The sequence below is a fragment of the Bacillus sp. BS98 genome (genome assembly GCF_008432245.1).
Lineage (GTDB): Bacteria > Bacillota > Bacilli > Bacillales > Bacillaceae_G > Bacillus_A > Bacillus_A toyonensis.
Window position 1 is genome coordinate 678,725 of record NZ_CP043830.1, and the last position, 19,297, is coordinate 698,021.

At 36.8% G+C, this 19,297-nt stretch carries 17 protein-coding genes; 14 read left to right on the plus strand and 3 right to left on the minus strand.

Going from position 1 to position 19,297, the window contains the following annotated elements; translation table 11 throughout:
• Positions 1-6: 6 nt before the first annotated feature.
• Both F0362_RS03410 and F0362_RS03415 read right to left on the minus strand, forming a co-directional pair.
• A complete protein-coding gene (locus F0362_RS03410; protein WP_000822530.1) occupies positions 7-1,398 on the minus strand; it encodes a sensor histidine kinase in 1,392 nt (463 codons plus the stop codon).
• Positions 1,399-1,409: 11 nt separating this feature from the next.
• Positions 1,410-2,087: a response regulator transcription factor gene (locus tag F0362_RS03415; RefSeq protein ID WP_000565472.1), complete on the minus strand. Its 678-nt coding sequence runs from the start codon at positions 2,085-2,087 to the stop codon at positions 1,410-1,412.
• A gap of 175 nt (positions 2,088-2,262) precedes the next feature.
• On the opposite strand from F0362_RS03415, the gene F0362_RS03420 reads away from it, so the two are divergent.
• The 4 genes from F0362_RS03420 to F0362_RS03435 all read left to right on the plus strand — a co-directional run bounded on the left by F0362_RS03420 (position 2,263) and on the right by F0362_RS03435 (position 5,932).
• A complete protein-coding gene (locus tag F0362_RS03420) occupies positions 2,263-3,513 on the plus strand; it encodes a cell wall-binding repeat-containing protein (protein ID WP_149889650.1) in 1,251 nt (416 codons plus the stop codon).
• A 154-nt stretch (positions 3,514-3,667) separates the two neighbouring features.
• Entirely contained in the window at positions 3,668-5,119 is a 1,452-nt protein-coding gene (locus F0362_RS03425) for a SulP family inorganic anion transporter (protein WP_000487907.1), read from the plus strand.
• Between the two features lie 65 nt (positions 5,120-5,184).
• The gene (locus F0362_RS03430) at positions 5,185-5,607 is read left to right on the plus strand and encodes a universal stress protein (protein WP_000277986.1); all 423 of its coding nucleotides are present in this window, start codon (positions 5,185-5,187) and stop codon (positions 5,605-5,607) included.
• Positions 5,608-5,815: 208 nt separating this feature from the next.
• Positions 5,816-5,932, plus strand: a complete 117-nt coding sequence (locus tag F0362_RS03435) for a DUF4027 family protein (RefSeq protein ID WP_000834733.1) — start codon at positions 5,816-5,818, stop codon at positions 5,930-5,932.
• A gap of 128 nt (positions 5,933-6,060) precedes the next feature.
• Here F0362_RS03435 and glpT read toward each other — a convergent pair whose 3' ends face one another.
• The gene (gene glpT, locus F0362_RS03440; RefSeq protein WP_000466380.1) at positions 6,061-7,410 is read right to left on the minus strand and encodes a glycerol-3-phosphate transporter; all 1,350 of its coding nucleotides are present in this window, start codon (positions 7,408-7,410) and stop codon (positions 6,061-6,063) included.
• A gap of 271 nt (positions 7,411-7,681) precedes the next feature.
• On the opposite strand from glpT, the gene F0362_RS03445 reads away from it, so the two are divergent.
• The 10 genes from F0362_RS03445 to inhA2 all read left to right on the plus strand — a co-directional run bounded on the left by F0362_RS03445 (position 7,682) and on the right by inhA2 (position 19,092).
• On the plus strand, positions 7,682-8,140 hold the full coding sequence (locus F0362_RS03445; RefSeq protein WP_001132370.1) for a MarR family winged helix-turn-helix transcriptional regulator: 459 nt from the start codon (positions 7,682-7,684) through the stop codon (positions 8,138-8,140).
• 19 nt (positions 8,141-8,159) lie between these two features.
• A complete protein-coding gene (locus F0362_RS03450) occupies positions 8,160-9,773 on the plus strand; it encodes an MDR family MFS transporter (RefSeq protein ID WP_149889651.1) in 1,614 nt (537 codons plus the stop codon).
• A gap of 137 nt (positions 9,774-9,910) precedes the next feature.
• Complete coding sequence (gene rbsR / locus F0362_RS03455; RefSeq protein WP_000104025.1) at positions 9,911-10,882, plus strand: ribose operon transcriptional repressor RbsR; 972 nt, start codon at positions 9,911-9,913, stop codon at positions 10,880-10,882.
• Positions 10,883-10,895: 13 nt separating this feature from the next.
• Positions 10,896-11,792: a ribokinase gene (gene rbsK / locus F0362_RS03460; protein ID WP_001132876.1), complete on the plus strand. Its 897-nt coding sequence runs from the start codon at positions 10,896-10,898 to the stop codon at positions 11,790-11,792.
• The gene (rbsD, locus tag F0362_RS03465) at positions 11,789-12,184 is read left to right on the plus strand and encodes a D-ribose pyranase (RefSeq protein WP_000716145.1); all 396 of its coding nucleotides are present in this window, start codon (positions 11,789-11,791) and stop codon (positions 12,182-12,184) included. Before rbsK ends, rbsD begins: the two co-directional genes overlap by 4 nt.
• 18 nt (positions 12,185-12,202) lie before the next feature.
• On the plus strand, positions 12,203-13,687 hold the full coding sequence (gene rbsA / locus F0362_RS03470; protein WP_001217695.1) for a ribose ABC transporter ATP-binding protein RbsA: 1,485 nt from the start codon (positions 12,203-12,205) through the stop codon (positions 13,685-13,687).
• A gap of 2 nt (positions 13,688-13,689) precedes the next feature.
• Positions 13,690-14,625, plus strand: a complete 936-nt coding sequence (rbsC, locus tag F0362_RS03475) for an ABC transporter permease subunit (protein WP_001074641.1) — start codon at positions 13,690-13,692, stop codon at positions 14,623-14,625.
• Positions 14,626-14,639: 14 nt separating this feature from the next.
• Positions 14,640-15,566 (plus strand): ribose ABC transporter substrate-binding protein RbsB, encoded by a 927-nt coding sequence (gene rbsB / locus F0362_RS03480; protein WP_149889652.1) that lies wholly within the window; start codon positions 14,640-14,642, stop codon positions 15,564-15,566.
• Between the two features lie 34 nt (positions 15,567-15,600).
• A complete protein-coding gene (gene fsa / locus F0362_RS03485; protein WP_000667666.1) occupies positions 15,601-16,248 on the plus strand; it encodes a fructose-6-phosphate aldolase in 648 nt (215 codons plus the stop codon).
• Between the two features lie 444 nt (positions 16,249-16,692).
• The gene (gene inhA2, locus F0362_RS03490; protein ID WP_149889653.1) at positions 16,693-19,092 is read left to right on the plus strand and encodes a M6 family metalloprotease immune inhibitor InhA2; all 2,400 of its coding nucleotides are present in this window, start codon (positions 16,693-16,695) and stop codon (positions 19,090-19,092) included.
• Positions 19,093-19,297: the final 205 nt, after the last annotated feature.

Consider the following 19,297-nt stretch of genomic DNA (forward strand, 5'->3'; position numbering starts at 1 on the left):
ACACGACTATTGATGGTAGTCGTGTTTCTTTATAGATGGTAATGAAATTATAAAGCAAGACCCGTAATCGACTTCGCTCGTTACAATAATATTTCCGCCGTGTAGTTCTACAATTTCTTTTACGATAGATAGCCCTAAACCAGTTCCGCCTGTAGATCGTGTTCTTGCTTTATCGACACGGTAAAAGCGGTCAAAAATGTGAGGGAGGTCTTCAGGTGGAATACCTTCGCCTTCATCTTCAATTGTAATGGAGATACGTTTATGTTCTTCTGTAATAGAAATGTTTATATGAGAATGTTCTTTTGAATGTCTATAAGCGTTATTTAAAATGTTTACTATAACTTGTTCAAATCGCTGTTCATCTAAGTTTACTAGCAGTGTAGGAGGACAAGAGAAAGAAACCTTAATATATCTTTCTTTATACATGGCGTTTACTTTTTCAGCTATGCGAGTAAGGAAGGTGTGTAAATGCACTTCCTTTACTTGAATAGAAAAGTTATGTTGTTCCATTTGTGCGAGTGAAAATAAATCTTGAACTAAGTTTGTAATGTAATCAGACTCATCTTTTATAATTGATAAATATCGCAAACGTTGTTCAGAAGGGGTGCTTTCTTTTAAAGCAATGTCAGCATAACCTCTTACGTATGTTAACGGTGTTCGTAATTCGTGAGCAACACTTGCTAGAAATTCACTTCGCTCTGTTTTCATATAATGTAAATCATTTGCGAGCGTTTGAATAGATGATGCTAGTTCACCAATTTCATCATTTCGAGTAGTCGTTAATGAAACGGACAAATCGCCTTTACTCATTTTTTCAGTTGCATGTTTCATGTGTAACAATGGTTTTGTTAATAAACGTGATAATAGGAAAATTGTGATGACTGTGAGTAGAAACGTGATGGCACCAGCAATAATGAATTGTTTCGTTAATCCATTAACTAACTTTTCAATTGATTCTGTTCCAAGAAACATGTATACATAGCCTTCATGTTTTCCATCTACTACAATGGGGCTAACTGTACATATATAATTAGATGTTTTCCAATGATTTTCTATAATCTCTCCATTATGGTCTGTTCGAGTTTGCATTTTACTAATATGATCGTTTATAGTCGTGTTTATTTCGTTAGATTTAGCTAGTATTTCTTTATTTGCATTTGTAATAACGACAGTTGTTTCAGCTTCAGATTCCATTAATGCTACGTGAGAGATGGTTTGCTCATCGTAATATTTTTCAAGTACATCTCGATGACTATTTCCTCGCTTTAATAAAGCTGTCATTTCTTCATTTACTCTAGTGTTTACAAGACTATAATAGAGCAAAATAAAGAGAACACTTTCAATTAAAAGTGTAACAATTAAAAAATAAAATCCGAATTGAATTGAAATTCGTTTCATCGTTTTGCCCCTTACTGTTCAGTATCAATCCATCGATAACCTACTCCATACACGGTTTTTAAATGATGATCAATAGGGAAATTTGCTTTTCGCAATTTATCACGTAAATTACGAATATGTGAATCGACTGTGCGATCTTCTGTATTTGTGTTTAACCCCCAAATTCGTTCGATGAGCTGATCACGGTTTAATACGTAGTTCACATGGCGTAAAAATAATCCGAGTAAAGAAAATTCAATTGGTGTGAGAAGGAGTTCTTCATTATGGACAGAAATGAAGTGTTTTGTTTCATCCCATACAATACCGTGATATTGGATTTGTTTATGTTCATTTGTACGTCTTAAAACGGCTTCAATTCTTGCGAAAAGTTCTTCTTCATGGAAAGGTTTCGTTACGTAATCATCGGCTCCAATTTTTAATCCTTGAACAACATCTACTGTTTGATCACGAGCTGTAACCATAATAATAGGAATGTTACTAAATGAGCGGATTTTTTTGCACGTTTCCCATCCGTCCATCTTTGGCATCATAATATCGAGTAAAACAAATTTAAAGTTTCGATTTTCTATATGTAAAATAGCTTCTTCTCCTGAAGTCGCACATACGCAGTTATATCCAATTGGTGTAAGATAAAGCGTTAATAATTCAAGCATTCTCGGTTCATCGTCTACGAGCAGTATATCAATCATAGAGAGCCCTCCATATTTATAATCGTTACTTAAAGTGTAATGCAAAATCATGAAGAAATGGTGCAGATTATCATGCATCTGCATAATTTCTTCAGAATTGCTTGTTATTGTAAAGGTGAAATTCTAATTTAGGTAATCATATTGGCTCGAAAACGATTGATACGGAGGCGGTATAGTGAAAAAAGTGACCCGAGTTTTTGGGATAACAATAATTACAGCGGTTGGTCTTGCAGCATGTGGGCAAACGAATGATATGGAACATAAAAATCATGAATCTACAAAAGAGAAGAAAACAGAGCAAAAAGAGATGAAAATGAATCAAGAGGTAACTGCGCCGAAAGAAATGAATAAAGGGGCATCTAATGATTTATTAACAACAAGTTTAAAAAATATAACGAGATTAAATACAAATGATCCATTGCAAATGGCAGTACTAACTTCGCAAACGATATGGCCAGCAACGCATAAAGAGAATCAGCCAGGCGCTATTATTTTAGTACCAGTAAATGAGTGGCAATTAGGTATTGCGAGTGCGGATCTTATTCACCATCCGAATAATGGGCCGATTTTATTTATAGAAAAAGAAAAGGTACCTGAAATGACGTTAAAAGAAATAAAACGATTAAATCCGCTCGGAACGAAAGATGGAACACAAATTATGGTGATGGGGGATGTAGGTGCATCTATCCTTGAGCAATTAAAAGAATATAAAGTAAAGCAAATAAAAGAAACGGATCCAGCTATATTTGCTAAAGATGTTGATAAAGAATATGCCGATATAACAGGAAGCTATCCAAATAGCGTTATTGTCGGTTCGTCTGAAGAAGAAGGACGTTTGTATACAACACCAGCTGTAAACTGGATTTCTCATATGCCAGAGCCACTACTCTATACAGAAAAGAATAAAGTGCCAGAAGCGACAATTGAGGCGTTAAAGATGAGAAAAGATAAAGCGAATATATATGTGTTAGGACCAGAGAAAATCGTTTCAAAAGAAGTAGAACGAGAGTTAAGTAAATATGGGAAAGTAACGCGTATTAGTGGAGAGACACCAGTAGAAAATTCTATCGCATTTGCGAAGTTTAAAGATGAAAAAACAAAATTCGGCTGGGGATTCACAAAACCAGGTCACGGTTTGTCATTTGTTTCAAGCGAAACACCAGACTTAGCAATTGCAGGAGCACCTTTTTCACATATGGGTAAACACGCACCTGTTGTCTTGCTGGGGGAAGGTAAAGCTTCACAACCAGTTTATGACTTCCTTGCTAGTATTCAGCCGAAGTTTAAAGATGACCCAACACTGGGACCATATAACCATGGCTTCCTTTTAGGTAGTACGAGTAATATTTCATTTGAAACACAAGGAATATTAGATGAGAGATTAGAGATTATCCAAGAGAGTGGTCAAGGTCACGGTGGACATTAATGAAACGAGAAAAGACGCTATGAAGATAGCGTCTTTTTTTAGGAAACTTTTACATAGCATAATATCCTTTACTCGTTATATAATAGCCTTCGTGCAGTCGGCTAGATTTTCTTATGGAGAAAATCAAATTATAAAGGAGTAGAGGAGTGGTATTTTGTTTCAAACGATAAAAAATGACTGGTTTTCTAATGTGAGAGGGGACGTGTTATCAGGAATTGTCGTTGCTTTAGCATTAATCCCTGAAGCGATAGCCTTCTCTGTTATTGCAGGCGTGGATCCGACAGTTGGACTATACGCCGCCTTTTGTATTGCAGTTACCATTTCATTTGTTGGCGGAAGAACTGGAATGATTTCAGCTGCAACAGGTGCAATGGCATTATTAATGGTAACGCTCGTTAAAGATCATGGTTTGCAATATTTATTTGCTACAACAATATTAACAGGTATTGTCCAAATTATTTTTGGCGTGTTCAAACTGAGCTCATTTATGAAGTTTGTTCCGAAATCTGTTATGAGTGGTTTTTTAAATTCACTTGGAATTTTAGTTTTTACAGCGCAATTGCCACATTTTAAAAATGCAACTTGGCAAATGTATGCACTCGTTATATTAGGACTTGCAATTATATATTTATTTCCACGTATTACAACGGCTGTGCCGTCTACGCTTATTTCAATTATTATTGTGACGAGTATTGCACTTATGAGCGGATTACAGTTGAAAACAGTAGGAGATATGGGAAGCCTGCCGAAAGAATTACCGTTCTTTAGTATTCCTGACGTGCCTTTTACACTTGAGACATTAGGGATTATTTTACCTTATGCAGTTATGCTTGCAATTATCGGTTTACTAGAATCATTATTAACAGCTTCAGTTTTAGATGATATGACGCATACGGAAAGTAATAAACATAAAGAGGCACGTGGACAAGGGATTGCGAACATTGTTGCTGGATTTTTCGGAGGAATGGCAGGATGTGCAATGATTGGCCAATCTGTTATTAACATTAAGTCAGGTGGACGAGGGCGTTTATCAACATTTGTAGCGGGCGGATTTTTAATCGTATTACTATTTGTTTTAGGTGATTATGTTGTTCATATTCCGATGGCAGCTTTAGTTGCAGTTATGATTATGGTTTCAATTGGAACATTTGATTGGAACTCTGTAGCGACGATTCATAAAGTGCCAAAAGGAAATGCGTTCGTCATGATCGTAACGGTTGTCGTTGTTCTTATCACCCACAATCTAGGATTAGGCGTGATCATCGGGACAGTAATTAGTGCTGTTTTATTTGCATTCAACATGGCAAAGATTCACGTGAAACATTTATATATTGAAAATAAGAAAATATACGAAATTCATGGCCAACTATTCTTCGCATCTACGGCAGATTTTATAAATGCTTTTTCATTTGATGAAGATGTAAAAGAAATTGAAATGAACTTTACTCATGCACACGTATGGGATGATTCAGCAGTGGCCGCAATTGATAAAGTTATCATGAAGTATGAACAAAGTGGTGTGAAAGTAAGTATAACGGGATTAAATGAACGTAGCTCAAAACTTGTTGCAAATTTAGCAACTTATAATAAAAGAATTGCTAGTTAAAAGCCTCCTTTTTAGGGGGCTTTATTATATAATACGAGTAGGATAACGAAAAGGGGATTCAGCATATGTACAAACAAATTATATTAGCATGTGATGGTTCTGAACATGCACTTCGGGCAGCGGAGCATGCAATACATATTGCGAAATGTAGTGAAGAAGCAAATGTTGAAATTGTATATGTCGTAGATAATAGAACAGCAAAATCAGATATTATACACGGACAAACAGATTTTGAAACAATATCAGCTAGTCGGAAAGATAAATTAAAAGAGATTGAAGGATTATTAAAGGAAGAGAAGATTTCTTATAAATTTACGATTCTGCATGGTGATCCTGGTGATACGCTCGTTCAATATGTAAATACAGGGGATATAGATCTTGTTATTGCTGGGAGCAGAGGATTAAATACATTACAAGAAATGATGCTTGGTAGCGTAAGTCATAAAATAGCAAAACGAGTGAAATGTCCAGTAATGATTATAAAATAAAATGAAATAGCACGTAACTAAGACTTTGGGATACCCGAGGTCTTTTTTTATGTATAAATGACATCCTTTTGTGGAAATACTAGATATATAAGTTGAAAAGATGTTAACTTACAAATTTGTAAGTTTGTTGTTAGGAAAATCGATGTTATGAAAATTTTCCCATTGGTAAAATAAAAGTATCAAAGGGGAGATAGGGAGGATGGAAGGTATGAAATCATTTCAAAATTTATCATATAGTCAAGGGGTAAGCTTAATTTGTTTAGGGGGATTTGCTGCATCTGTTACGTTAGCTGTATTAATAAAGGTATTTCATCAAATTTTTTAATTTTATAGTAGGGAAGGAATTGATTGTTATAGCTAGTAAGAAAAGTGCTGTAAATAAAGAATAGCTCTTAGCGTATAGAATAAACGCTAAGAGCTATTTTTATGTTTGTTTACATATTTATATTTTGTTTAAGCTTGTTTTGACTTTGCAGATCCTGTATTTAAAGTAAGGGCAAGGAAGAACATTGCAAGTACGCAAGATACAAGTAATAAAATGAATCCGCCATCCCATCCGAATGCATCTACAATAAAGCCCATAGCTGCGCTAGCAAAAGTAGCTCCGCCTAGGTAACCAAAGAAACCAGTTAGGCCTGCTGCAGTTCCAGCAGCTTTCTTTGGTGCTAAGTCAAGTGCGTGAAGACCAATTAGCATAACAGGTCCGTAAATTAAAAATCCAATGGAAACAAGTGCGATACTATCAATGATTGGGTGACCAGCAGGATTTAGCCAGTAAACAAGAACGGCAATGAATACACCGACCATAAATAAAATACCAGCAGGTGCGCGGCGTCCTTTAAATAGTTTATCACTCATCCATCCGCAAAGAAGTGTACCTGGAATACCAGCCCATTCATATAGAGCGTAAGCTGTACGTGAGCTACTATGAGTAAAGCTTTTTTCCTCTACTAAATAAGTAGGAGCCCAGTCTACAACGCCGTAACGTACGAAATATACGAAAACGTTCGCGATAGCGATGTACCATAAAAATTTATTGTTTAGTACGTATTTAAATAAAATTTCTTTTACCGAAAGTTCGCGTTCGCGATCTTTCACTTTTTCACCTGATGGATATTCGCCAGTATGTTCCTCAATAGAAGGTAATCCACAAGATTGGGGTGTATCTCTCATCGTAATTAATACATAAATACCAACTAAAATTGAAAGAATACCTGGGAAGTAAAATATACTTTTCCAGTCATTTGCAAAGAAGTATAAGCCTAATGTAACGAGAGAAGGCATAAGTGCGCCGCCGACGTTATGAGCGACGTTCCAAATAGACATTTTTGTACCACGTTCACTAATAGAGAACCAGTGAACCATCGTACGACCACAAGGAGGCCATCCCATCCCTTGTACCCATCCATTTAAAAATTGAAGTACAAACATAAGTATAATGCTCGTTGTAATGAAAGAAAATGAGCCGAAAATAATATTAATGATACCTGATAAAAATAGCCCAGCTGCTAAAAAGTAGCGAGGATTACAACGGTCGGATACGATACCCATAAGAAATTTACTTAATCCGTAAGCGATAGATACTGCTGAAAGGATAACCCCAAGTTCCCCTTTACTAAAGCCTTGTTCAATTAAGTATGGCATTGCTAGTGAAAAATTTTTTCGAACAAAGTAGTAACCTGCATAACCGATGAAGATACCTAAAAATACTTGTAAACGTAATTTACGGTATTCACTATCAATGCGATCAGCTGGTAAGCGTTCTGCATGGGGCGCAGGTTTAAATAATTGTGTGAAAAACATAAAATGAAAATCCTCCCCTAATTAATTGGAAGCGTTTAAGACAGAGAGAATATAAAAAGGCCATGAAATATAAAAAAGTTCCCTTTTTTATGATTCATAGCCGTATACTCCGATTCTCCGTGACTGTCAATATTAACTTCGACGAAAATTATACAACTTTGTGACAAAAATGTAAACGTTTTTATGAATAAAAGGTATTGACGGATTTTGTTCGTGGGATTAATATTTAAATACGTTAAATATTTTATTGTTTAAATAAGAGGTGGATAACATGCCAAATGATATGACTCATATTGATAAGATTCAAGCTCTTACATTCGCTATAGGAAAGAAAATGCAAACAGAGCTATTGGAACAAATGCAAGCATCAGGACTTACACCACCGCAATTTTATATTTTAAAGATTTTAGATCATTACGGAGCTTCAAGAGCGACACAATTGGCGGAGAAAATGTATGTAAAACCGAGCGCCATTACAGTAATGATCGACCGTTTAATTGATCATGAGTTAGTAGAGCGTTATCACGATGATAATGATCGCCGTGTTGTTGTCATTGAGCTAACGAAAAAGGGGAAAAATACAGTAAAAGAGGCGATGGCAGCTCGTAATGAGCATATCGCAAAATACTTTTCACAATTAGAATTACAAGAACGAGAAGATTTGTTGCGCCTCTTTGAAAAGTTAGAAACCATTATTTGCGGGACACAAGAGAAAAAAGAGAATAAATAAGAGGAATTGAGGAGATTACATGGAGCAACAAGGCAATACAAATAGAAAGTTGTTGTTAATTGGTTTAGTAATTGCGATGCTATTTGCTGCGTTAGACGGAACAATCGTTGGTACAGCGATGCCGCGTATCGTTGGTGAACTTGGCGGACTAAGCTTAATGACATGGTTAACAACAGCTTATATGTTAACATCAACGACAGTCGTACCAATTGCAGGTAAATTAGCGGATTTACTTGGGCGTCGTAACGTATATATAACAGGGCTAGTTATTTTTATGATTGGTTCAGCGTTATGTGGTATGGCAAATGGTATGACAGAATTAATTATTTTCCGTGGTATTCAAGGTCTTGGTGGCGGTATTATGATGCCGATGGCTATGATTATTATTGGAGACATGTTCACGGGAAAAGAACGTGCGAAATGGCAAGGTATTTTTGGTGCGTTATACGGTCTTGCTTCTGTAATTGGACCACAAGTTGGTGGTTGGATTGTAGACGCAGTGAACTGGAGATGGGTATTCTACATTAACTTGCCAGTCGGTATTTTAGCAACAATCTTTATCGCAATGGGATTAAAATCACATAAACAAACGGGACCAATTAAAATTGATATCGCTGGAATCTTTACGATGATTCTTGGTGTTGTAAGTTTATTACTTGCGTTAACGTTTGGCGGAAAAGATTACGCATGGGATTCTTGGCAAATTATCGGTTTATTTGCACTAGCTGTAATTGGTATCGTTAGTTTCGTTATCGTTGAAACGAAAGCTGAAGAACCAATTTTACCGATGCATTTCTTTAAAAACCGTACGTTTACAATACTTAATGCGATTGGATTCTTTATGAGTATCGGAATGTTCGGTGCGATTATGTTCGTACCATTCTTCATGCAAGGTATTGTAGGAGTAAGTGCTGCTGAGTCGGGAACGATTATGACACCGATGATGATTACAATGATTGTTATGAGTATTATTGGTGGGCAACTTGTATTAAAAGTCGGTGTAAAACCACAAATTATCGCAGGTATGCTTATTATGGCTGGTGGTTTCTGGTTATTAACAACGATGGATATGCACACAACTAAACTGACTGCAACTTCTTATATGATGGTTATCGGTTTAGGAATGGGCCTTGTAATGCCGACATTAACATTAGCGTTACAAGAAAGCTTCCCGAAAAAAGACCTTGGTGTCGTAACATCATCAAGTCAGTTTTTCCGTCAAATCGGTGGGACATTCGGTATTACAATTTTAGGATCAATTATGAATAACACGTCAGGTACAACATTAACAAATAAGTTAGTACCTGTATTAGATACATTCCCGAAAGAAGCGGGACAAATGGTAACAAAATTTAAAGATATGATTCATACAGACCCACAAGGTTTATATTCGATGCTATTTAGTCCAGAGGCATTAAAACAAATGCCAGAAGCATTTGCTAACAGTATCGTACCAATTTTGAAAAATTCTTTAGTAGACTCACTTCATACTGTATTCTTAACAGGATTAGTATTTATCGTAGTAGGCGCTATTTTTACGGTTTTCTTACAGAAAATTAAACTGTCGGATCGTAAAAAAGATGCTGAAAAGCCTGCTGTAGAAGAACAAGAAAAAACTGTATCATATTCGTAATGAAAAAGCATCGCCATTAGGCGATGCTTTTTTGAGTATAACCTTAAAAGCTTTTTTGTGAGAAATGATTGACGTATTTTTATAAATGCGTTATATTATTTTCTGTAAACGGTTACATGAAATGAGGAGAAAAGAGAATGAGTACGATTAAAGACGTTGCGAAATTAGCGGGAGTATCTGTTGCGACCGTTTCCAGAGTGTTAAATAAAAATGGATATGTTCATGAGGATACGTTAAAGAAAGTAGAACGAGCAATTGAAATGCTAGATTATAAACCTAGTACAGTAGCGCGTTCTTTATATAATAAAAAATCTCGTTTAATTGGGTTAGTAGTTCCAAATATCGTGAATCCATTCTTTCCAGAAGTTGCACGTGCCGTAGAAGATGTAGCACATAAACAAGGTTACACAGTTGTCCTTTGTAACTCTGATGAAAGTTTAGAAAAAGAGAAACAATACATTGATGTACTTAGACAAAATAATGTAGATGGATTTATTGTAGCAACGAATCCACAAAATAGTATAAATTACATGAATTTATCAGTTCCAGTCGTTGCGATTGACCGTATGTTTAATGAGCGTATTCCTACTGTATATGCTGATAACTATGCAGGAAGTCAGGATGCGACAAGGTTGTTAATAGATAAAGGATGCAAACATATTGCACATATTCGTGGACCACGTGATGTAAGTACAGCGAATGAGCGTTTTGAAGGTTTTGTAGATATCATTACGCAAAATAATCTTTCATATATGATTGCAGAGAGTACATTTGACCCAGCAAATAGTGAGCGTGTAGCAATGGAATTATTAGAAGAATACCCGCATATTGATGGTATTGTTGCTGGGAATGATTTAATTGCAATTGGTATTGTAAAGGCTGCACTTCAAAAAGGAATGGCTATTCCTGACGATTTACAAATTATCGGATTCGATGGAATTTCTTTAACAGAAATGATGTATCCATCTATTACAACTGTTGCACAGCCAATATATGAGATGGGGAAAATTGCAACAGAGTTGTTGTTAGAGCAAATGGAAGGAAATGCATTGGAAGAGAAACACTATCGTTTACCGATTAAAATTATAGAAAGAAATACAACGAAGTAAGGAGATGAAACAGATGCCAAATATTGCAGTAGTAGGTAGTATTTCAATGGACTTAGTGGCTGTTTCAAAGAAACGGCCGAAAGCAGGAGAAACAGTAATTGGTGAAGCATTTCATACGATCCCAGGAGGGAAAGGGGCGAACCAAGCAGTTGCTGCAGCTAGATTAGGTGCCAATGTAGCAATGGTTGGAGCAGTAGGAAATGATGATTACGGAACAGTAGTTAGAAAAAATTTAGAGAACGAACGTGTTTTTATCGACTATGTGGTACCGGTTACAGATAGAACGACAGGAATTGCTCATATCGTTTTAGCAGAAGAGGATAACAGTATTGTTGTCGTACAAGGAGCAAATGCTCTTGTGAATGAATCGGTTGTAAATCGTTCAAAAGATCTTCTCGTAAAAGCTGATATGGTTGTTCTACAATTAGAGATTCCGCTTGAAACAGTAAAGTATGTTCTATCTATTTGCGAAGAACATAAAATTCCAGTTATGTTGAATCCAGCGCCAGCACAAGTGTTATCAGAAGACATATTAGAAAAGGCAACGTATATTACGCCAAATGAACATGAGTGCCGCATTGTATTAGATGATTTTACATCACCAATTGAAGATTTACTGGCGAAATATCCAAATAAACTATTGATGACAGAAGGTTCTAACGGTGTTCGTTTCCATAATGGTACGGAGATTCTACATATTCCTAGCATTGCTGTTGATGTAGTGGATACGACTGGAGCTGGTGATACATTTAATGGTGCGTTAGCAGTTGCACTTTCTGAAGGAGAAACGCTTCAAAAAGCAATTCGTTTTGCGAATATTGCTGGAGGCCTTTCTGTAACAAAACTTGGGGCACAAGGCGGTATGCCGACGAGAGATAGAGTACGTGAAGTGCAGGTGATTGTCGGATGAAAAAGCACGGTGTATTAAACAGTGAGATTGCGGCAGTCCTGGCTTCACTCGGACATACAGATACGCTTGTAATTGCTGATTGCGGATTACCGATTCCTGATGGAGTAAAGCGAATTGATTTAGCTGTTGAACTTGGAAAGCCGAGTTTTTTAGATGTATTACAAGTTGTAGCTGATGATATGGCAATTGAAAAAGTGACGTTAGCAGAAGAAGTCATTATCAATAATGCGGAAGTAAATAAAGAGATTGAGCTGCAATTAAAAGAACCAGCATTTGAATATGTATCACATGAACAATTTAAAGAAAATACAAAAAAAGCGAAGGCAATTATCCGTACAGGAGAGGCTACGCCTTATGCCAATGTAATTTTGCATGCAGGCGTGATTTTTTAATAAAGGGAAGTGATGAGAATGCGTATTGAAATGAAAAACATTTCAAAGGCGTTCAGTGGAAATCCTGTTTTGAAAAATGCACAGTTTATGATTGAAGCAGGAGAAGTCCATGCATTGATGGGGGAAAATGGAGCGGGTAAATCGACGCTCATGAAGATTTTAACAGGTGTATATACAAAAGATGGTGGAACAGTCACGATTGATGGGCAAGAACGCACTTTTAAAAATGCGAAAGAGGCGGAAGAGTACGGCATTGCATTTATACATCAAGAACTGAACATATTGCCAAATTTAACAGTAGCTGAAAATATGTTTCTCGGTAAAGAGTTAATGTATGGGAAAACAGGTGTTTTACGTACTCGTCAAATGAACGCGATTGCGCAGCAGCAATTGGCGGAGCTAGGATTACATGTAAAAGGTGCTATGTTAGCAGGAGAGCTATCAGTTGGACAACAGCAAATTATTGAAATTGCGAAAGCATTGATGACAAGCGCAAGCGTTATTATTATGGATGAACCAACTGCGGCACTGACGGATCGTGAAATTGAAACGCTCTTTACAGTTATAAATAAGTTACGTAAAGAAGGGGTTTCATTCGTTTACATTTCACACCGCATGGAAGAAATATTCTCAATATGTGATGCTATTACAATTTTGCGTGATGGAGAATATGTAGGGAAAAGATTAATTCCGGAAACGTCATTTGATGAAGTAGTGAGTATGATGGTGGGGCGCAGCATTGGTGAACGTTACCCAGAGCGAAATAGTCAAATTGGTGAAGTGATTTTTGAAATGCGTAACGGAACGAAAAAGGGGAAATTTGAAAATGTTTCGTTTCAAGTTAGAAAAGGTGAAATTCTTGGTGTAGCTGGCTTGATGGGAGCTGGTCGCACAGATATTATGAAAGCGATATTTGGATATGAACCTTTAGACTCTGGACAAATTTTTATAAACGGACAAGAAGTAAAGATTGATAGTCCGATAGATGCAATTAGACAAAGAATTGCTTTCATTACAGAGGATAGAAAGTCTGAAGGATTAGTGTTAGATTTCTCAATTCGAGAAAATTTAGCGTTACCGAATTTAGAAAGTCTTTCAAAGGGAAGTGTCCTTAGTAACGAACTAGAACAACAGTTTACAGAGGACATGATGAAACTTCTTAATGTGAAAGCATCTAGTGGAGAGCAAGCGGTGAAATCTCTTTCTGGTGGAAATCAGCAAAAGATTGTAATTGCGAAATGGTTAGGTATTCATCCGCAGTTACTCATTTTAGATGAGCCAACAAGAGGTGTGGATGTTGGAGCGAAAAAAGAAATTTACTCTATTATGAATAAGCTTACTGAACAAGGAGATGCCGTTATTATGGTATCATCTGAGCTGCCCGAAGTTTTAGGGATGAGCGATCGAGTTCTTGTTATTCATGAAGGAAAAGTCGGCGGTATTTTAGGGAAAGATGAGGCATCACAAGAGTCTATAATGGCACTAGCTACAGGGGGAGAGTAAGGATGGCTAAGAAGGGGAATGTATTACAACAACTCGGTTCTTTAATCGGTTTAGTATTAATTATTGTCGTAATTACAGCTTTAAATCCAGCATTTATTGAAATTCCAAATTTATTTAATATACTGCGTCAAGTATCGATTAATGCGCTTATTGCATTCGGAATGACCTTTGTAATTTTAACAGGGGGTATTGACTTATCGGTAGGTTCTATTTTAGCATTATCAAGTGCACTTGTTGCTGGAATGATGGCAAGTGGCATGGACCCGTTCCTTGCAATGGCAGTTGGACTACTTGCTGGTCTTGTAATGGGAATTGTAAACGGTATCATCATTGCGAAAGGAAAAGTAGCTCCATTTATTGCGACTTTAGCAACAATGACTATTTTTCGTGGGTTGACGCTTGTTTATATGGACGGACGTCCGATCACTGGTCTTGGTGATCATTTAATGTTCCAAATGTTTGGCCGCGGTTATTTTCTTGGTATTCCGGTACCAGCTGTTACAATGATGATCGCTTTCGCAGTGCTGTACTTCATTTTGAAGAAAACGACATTTGGTCGCCGTACATTTGCAATTGGTGGAAATGAAGAAGCAGCAGCACTATCAGGTATTAATGTTACGAGAATTAAAGTAATGATTTACGGTCTTTCCGGAATCTTGGCAGCGCTTGCAGGTATTGTCTTAACATCACGATTAGATTCAGCACAGCCGACTGCGGGTACTTCTTACGAATTAGATGCAATTGCAGCAGTTGTATTAGGAGGGACAAGTCTTTCTGGAGGAAGAGGATGGATTGTTGGTACATTCATCGGTGTACTTATTATCGGTGTACTAAATAACGGTTTAAATTTATTAGGTGTATCTTCTTTCTTCCAACAAGTTGTAAAAGGACTTGTAATCTTACTAGCTGTATTAATTGATCGTCGAAAAGAAGCGTAATGGAGGGGCAGTTCATGAAGAAATGGTTACTTATACTCGTTGCATGTATTATGGTCATTACTGCTGGTTGTTCAATGGAACCACCAGAATGGGCAAAGGATTCTAGCGATAAAGGTCGAAATAAAACTATTAAAGTTGGATTCTCTGTTTCAACTTTAAACAATCCATTTTTCGTGACTTTGAAAAAAGGTGCAGAAAAGAAAGTGAAAGATAGTGGCATTGAATTGATTGCTGTTGATGCACAAAACGATGCAGCAAAGCAAACGAACGATGTTGAAGATTTAATTCAAAAAGGTGTGGACGTAGTTGTTATTAATCCAACCGATTCAGATGCTGTTGCTTCAGCAGTAAGTGCGGCAAATGCAGCGAATGTTCCTGTTATTACAGTAGACCGCGTTGCGAATTCAGGTAAAGTTGTTTCGCACATTGCTTCTAACAATATCGAAGGTGGTCAAATGGCTAGTGATTACATTCGTGAATTAGTTGGCGGGGGAGCGAACGTTGCTGAGTTAGAAGGAATCCCTGGATCCTCAGCTGCTCGTGAGCGTGGGAAAGGATTCCATAACGTAGCTGATAAGTCTTTAAAAGTAGTAGCAAAACAAGCAGCTGATTTCGATCGTGCAAAAGGTTTATCTGTTATGGAAAATATTTTGCAAGCGAATAGCGATATTAAAGCGGTATTTGCTCATAACGATGAAATGGCATTAGGGGCACTTGAGGCATTAAAATCTGCTGGGAAAACGGATGTAGTAGTTGTTGGATTTGATGCAACAGACGATGCTGTGAAAGCGGTTAACGATGGGCGTATGGCTGCAACAGTCGCTCAAAAACCGGAATTAATCGGAGAGAAGGCGATGCAAACAGCAAAAGAAATAACACAAGGTAAAAAAGTGGACAAATCTATTCCGATTGAATTAGAGCTTATTAAAAAAAATAAATAAATATAAAATGAAAATTAGGAAGGAAGAATAACAAATGAAATTCTTTATTGATACAGCAAACATTAACGAAATTAAAGAGGCAAATGCATTAGGCGTAGTAGCTGGAGTAACGACAAACCCATCACTTGTAGCAAAAGAAGGCGTAGATTTCCATGAGCGTATTCGTGAAATTTGCAGCTTTATAGAAGGACCTGTAAGTGCAGAAGTAATTAGCTTAGAAGCTGATAAAATGATTGAAGAAGGAAAAGAATTAGCGAAGATTGCTCCAAACGTTGTTGTAAAAGTACCGATGACAACGGAAGGTTTAAAAGCAGTAAAAGCATTTTCAGATTTAGGAATTCGTACAAACGTTACATTAGTATTCTCAGCAGTTCAAGCATTACTTGCAGCTCGCGCTGGTGCGACATACGTTTCACCATTCTTAGGTCGCCTAGATGATATCGGTCATAACGGTATGGACTTAATTCGCCAAATCGCAGAAATCTTTGCAATTCACGGCATTGAAACAGAAATCATTGCAGCATCTGTACGTCACAGCGTTCACGTAACTGACGCAGCACTAAATGGTGCACATATTGCAACAATCCCAGCAAACGTAATTGCTTCATTAGTGAAGCACCCATTAACAGATCAAGGGATTGAGAAATTCTTAGCTGATTGGGAAAAAACACAAGAGAAATAATATGAAATCGAGAATCCTAGTTTAATTGACTAGGGTTCTTTTTTTATTTGAAGGAATTTTCATGCAATTTTGCATATTGTCTTTTAAATTTTTAATATAAGCTATTTAATATATACAAATCACTCTTTGTTTTTTATATTTCGATATAAAGTAAAACTTTAATCAGTGGGGGGGTCATCCCCCATCGGGCTTTTACGGGAAGTTATCTCCCGCCTAACTTCCTCGCGTTCGTCGAATTTTGAGGTGGGAGTCTTACTGCCCAGCAAATAGTGGGATAAAAAGATAGAGGGTCTGACCAGAAAACTGGAGGGCATGATTCTATAACAGAAAGCTTAACGTTTATAGAATTATGCCTTTTTATATAGGGAGGGTAGAAAGCGGGGATTTCGATTTAAATGCACTTATTTATCTGAATTTTAAGTTTTATAAAAGGAGAGACAGAGGATGAAAAGAAAAGCTCCATTTAAAGTACTATCAACGTTAGCAATTGCGGCAATTATCGGATGTACATCTGTAATGAGTGCTCCGTTAGCATACGCAGAAACGCCAGCGAAAGAAAAAGATAATGTGTCTACAACACCAATTGATTACAATTTAATTCAAGAAGATCGTTTAGCGGAAGCGCTGAAAGAAAGAGGAACAATTAATCCAGCATCTTCTAAAGAAGAGACGAAAAAAGCTGTCGAGCAGTATATTGAAAAGAAGCAAGGAGATCAAGCGAATAAAGAAATTCTTCCAGAGGATACGGCAAAAGAAGCATCTGATTTCGTGAAAAAGGTAAAAGAGAAGAAGATGGAAGAAAAGGAGAACGTAAAGAAGGCTGAAAAAAATGTTAGCCCTGAGCAAAAGCCGGAACCAAATAAAAAGCAATTGAATGGACAAGTTCCAACTTCTAAGGCAAAGCAAGCTCCATATAAGGGATCTGTTCGATCTGATAAAGTATTAGTGCTACTCGTTGAATTTAGTGATTATAAACATAATAATATTGATCAAACACCAGGTTATATGTATTCGAAAGACTTTAGTAGAGAACATTATCAAAAGATGTTGTTTGGTAATGAGCCTTATACATTATTTGATGGTTCGAAAGTAAAAACGTTTAAACAATATTATGAAGAGCAGTCTGGCGGTAGCTATACGACAGACGGATATGTAACGGAGTGGCTAACTGTTCCAGGAAAAGCATCTGATTATGGAGCTGATGGTAGCAGTGGTCACGATAATAAAGGACCAAAAGGTGCACGTGATTTAGTGAAGGAAGCTTTACATGCAGCTGCTGAGAAAGGGTTAGACTTATCTCAGTTCGATCAATTCGATAGATATGATACAAATGGCGATGGGAATCAAAATGAACCTGACGGTGTAATTGATCATTTAATGGTAATTCATTCTGGTGTTGGTCAAGAAGCTGGTGGCGGTAAATTAGGTGATGATGCAATTTGGTCACATCGTTCAAAATTAGCTACAGATCCAGTAGCGATTGAAGGGACAAAATCAAAGGTAGATTACTTTGGTGGAAAAGTAGCAGCGCATGATTACACAATTGAACCAGAAGATGGCGCTGTAGGTGTGTTTGCACATGAATTTGGACATGACCTTGGTTTACCGGATGAATATGATACGAAATATACTGGAAATGGTTCACCTGTTGAAGCTTGGTCATTAATGAGTGGAGGCAGTTGGACAGGAAAAATTGCAGGAACAGAGCCGACTAGTTTTTCACCACAAAATAAAGACTTCTTACAAAAGAATATGGGTGGCAACTGGGCGAAAATTTTAGAAGTAGATTACGATAAAATTAAGCGTGGTGTAGGAATTCCTACATATATTGATCAAAGTGTTACGAAATCAAATCGTCCAGGTGTTGTACGTGTTAATTTGCCAGGTAAGAGTGTTGAAACGATTAAACCTGAGTTTGGAAAGCATGCATATTATAGTACAAGAGGAGATGATATGCACACAACACTAGAGACACCATTCTTTGATTTAACAAAAGGAACAAATGCAAAATTCGATTATAAAGCAAATTATGAGTTAGAAGCAGAGTGCGATTTTGTTGAAGTACATGCAGTAACAGAAGATGGAACAAAAACATTAATTGATAGACTTGGAGAAAAAGTAGTACAAGGAGATAAAGATACAACAGATGGGAAATGGATTGATAAATCATACGATTTAAGTCAATTTAAAGGGAAGAAAGTGAAACTACAATTCGACTACATTACAGATCCAGCTGTAACATATAAAGGTTTCGCGATGGATAATGTAAGTGTAACTGTTGATGGACAAGATGTGTTTTCTGATGATGCAGAAGGACAGTCAAAAATGCAGTTAAATGGATTCGTTGTTTCTGATGGGACAGAGAAGAAAGCTCATTATTATTATTTAGAGTGGAGAAACTACGCTGGATCAGATAATGGATTAAAAGCAGGAAGAGGTCCGGTATACAATACAGGTCTTGTCGTTTGGTATGCAGATGATAGTTTCAAAGATAACTGGGTTGGGGTGCATCCAGGTGAAGGATTCCTTGGGGTTGTAGACTCTCATCCAGAAGCGTTTGTTGGTAATTTGAACGGGAAACCAGCGTACGGTAATACAGGCATGCAAATTGCAGACGCTGCATTTTCATTTGATCAAACACCAGTATGGAGTGTAAATTCATTAACACGTGGACAGTTTAATTATGCTGGATTACAAGGTGTTACAACATTTGATGATTCAAAAGTATACAGTAACAAGCAAATTGCTGATGCAGGACGAAAAGTGCCAAATCTTGGTCTTAAATTCCAAGTTGTTGGACAAGCAGAGGATAAGTCTGCAGGTGCTGTTTGGATTAAGCGTTAATAAAATAAAAGCACATTCTTCATATGAAGAATGTGCTTTTTAATTTGTACAGTAAGTTATTATTTTAGTTTATGTAATACAAGTGTCTGTTCATATGTAGTGTATCAAATTATGTGGGGAAAGGAAATATTTCCGAGGAAATTGTCGAAGTATCGTCGGTATTTATTCAGTTTCTTTTTTTAAGGAAGAAAGTAGTATTGCTTTT

Excerpts from the sequence above, each read along its gene's own strand:
- F0362_RS03410 (WP_000822530.1), bottom strand. The coding sequence starts at position 1,398 with ATGAAACGAATTTCAATTCAATTCGGATTTTATTTTTTAATTGTTACA.
- F0362_RS03415 (WP_000565472.1), bottom strand. The coding sequence starts at position 2,087 with ATGATTGATATACTGCTCGTAGACGATGAACCGAGAATGCTTGAATTA.
- F0362_RS03430 (WP_000277986.1), top strand. The coding sequence starts at position 5,185 with ATGTACAAACAAATTATATTAGCATGTGATGGTTCTGAACATGCACTT.
- F0362_RS03435 (WP_000834733.1), top strand. The coding sequence starts at position 5,816 with ATGAAATCATTTCAAAATTTATCATATAGTCAAGGGGTAAGCTTAATT.
- glpT (WP_000466380.1), bottom strand. The coding sequence starts at position 7,410 with ATGTTTTTCACACAATTATTTAAACCTGCGCCCCATGCAGAACGCTTA.
- F0362_RS03445 (WP_001132370.1), top strand. The coding sequence starts at position 7,682 with ATGCCAAATGATATGACTCATATTGATAAGATTCAAGCTCTTACATTC.
- F0362_RS03450 (WP_149889651.1), top strand. The coding sequence starts at position 8,160 with ATGGAGCAACAAGGCAATACAAATAGAAAGTTGTTGTTAATTGGTTTA.
- rbsR (WP_000104025.1), top strand. The coding sequence starts at position 9,911 with ATGAGTACGATTAAAGACGTTGCGAAATTAGCGGGAGTATCTGTTGCG.
- rbsK (WP_001132876.1), top strand. The coding sequence starts at position 10,896 with ATGCCAAATATTGCAGTAGTAGGTAGTATTTCAATGGACTTAGTGGCT.
- rbsD (WP_000716145.1), top strand. The coding sequence starts at position 11,789 with ATGAAAAAGCACGGTGTATTAAACAGTGAGATTGCGGCAGTCCTGGCT.
- rbsA (WP_001217695.1), top strand. The coding sequence starts at position 12,203 with ATGCGTATTGAAATGAAAAACATTTCAAAGGCGTTCAGTGGAAATCCT.
- rbsC (WP_001074641.1), top strand. The coding sequence starts at position 13,690 with ATGGCTAAGAAGGGGAATGTATTACAACAACTCGGTTCTTTAATCGGT.
- rbsB (WP_149889652.1), top strand. The coding sequence starts at position 14,640 with ATGAAGAAATGGTTACTTATACTCGTTGCATGTATTATGGTCATTACT.
- fsa (WP_000667666.1), top strand. The coding sequence starts at position 15,601 with ATGAAATTCTTTATTGATACAGCAAACATTAACGAAATTAAAGAGGCA.
- inhA2 (WP_149889653.1), top strand. The coding sequence starts at position 16,693 with ATGAAAAGAAAAGCTCCATTTAAAGTACTATCAACGTTAGCAATTGCG.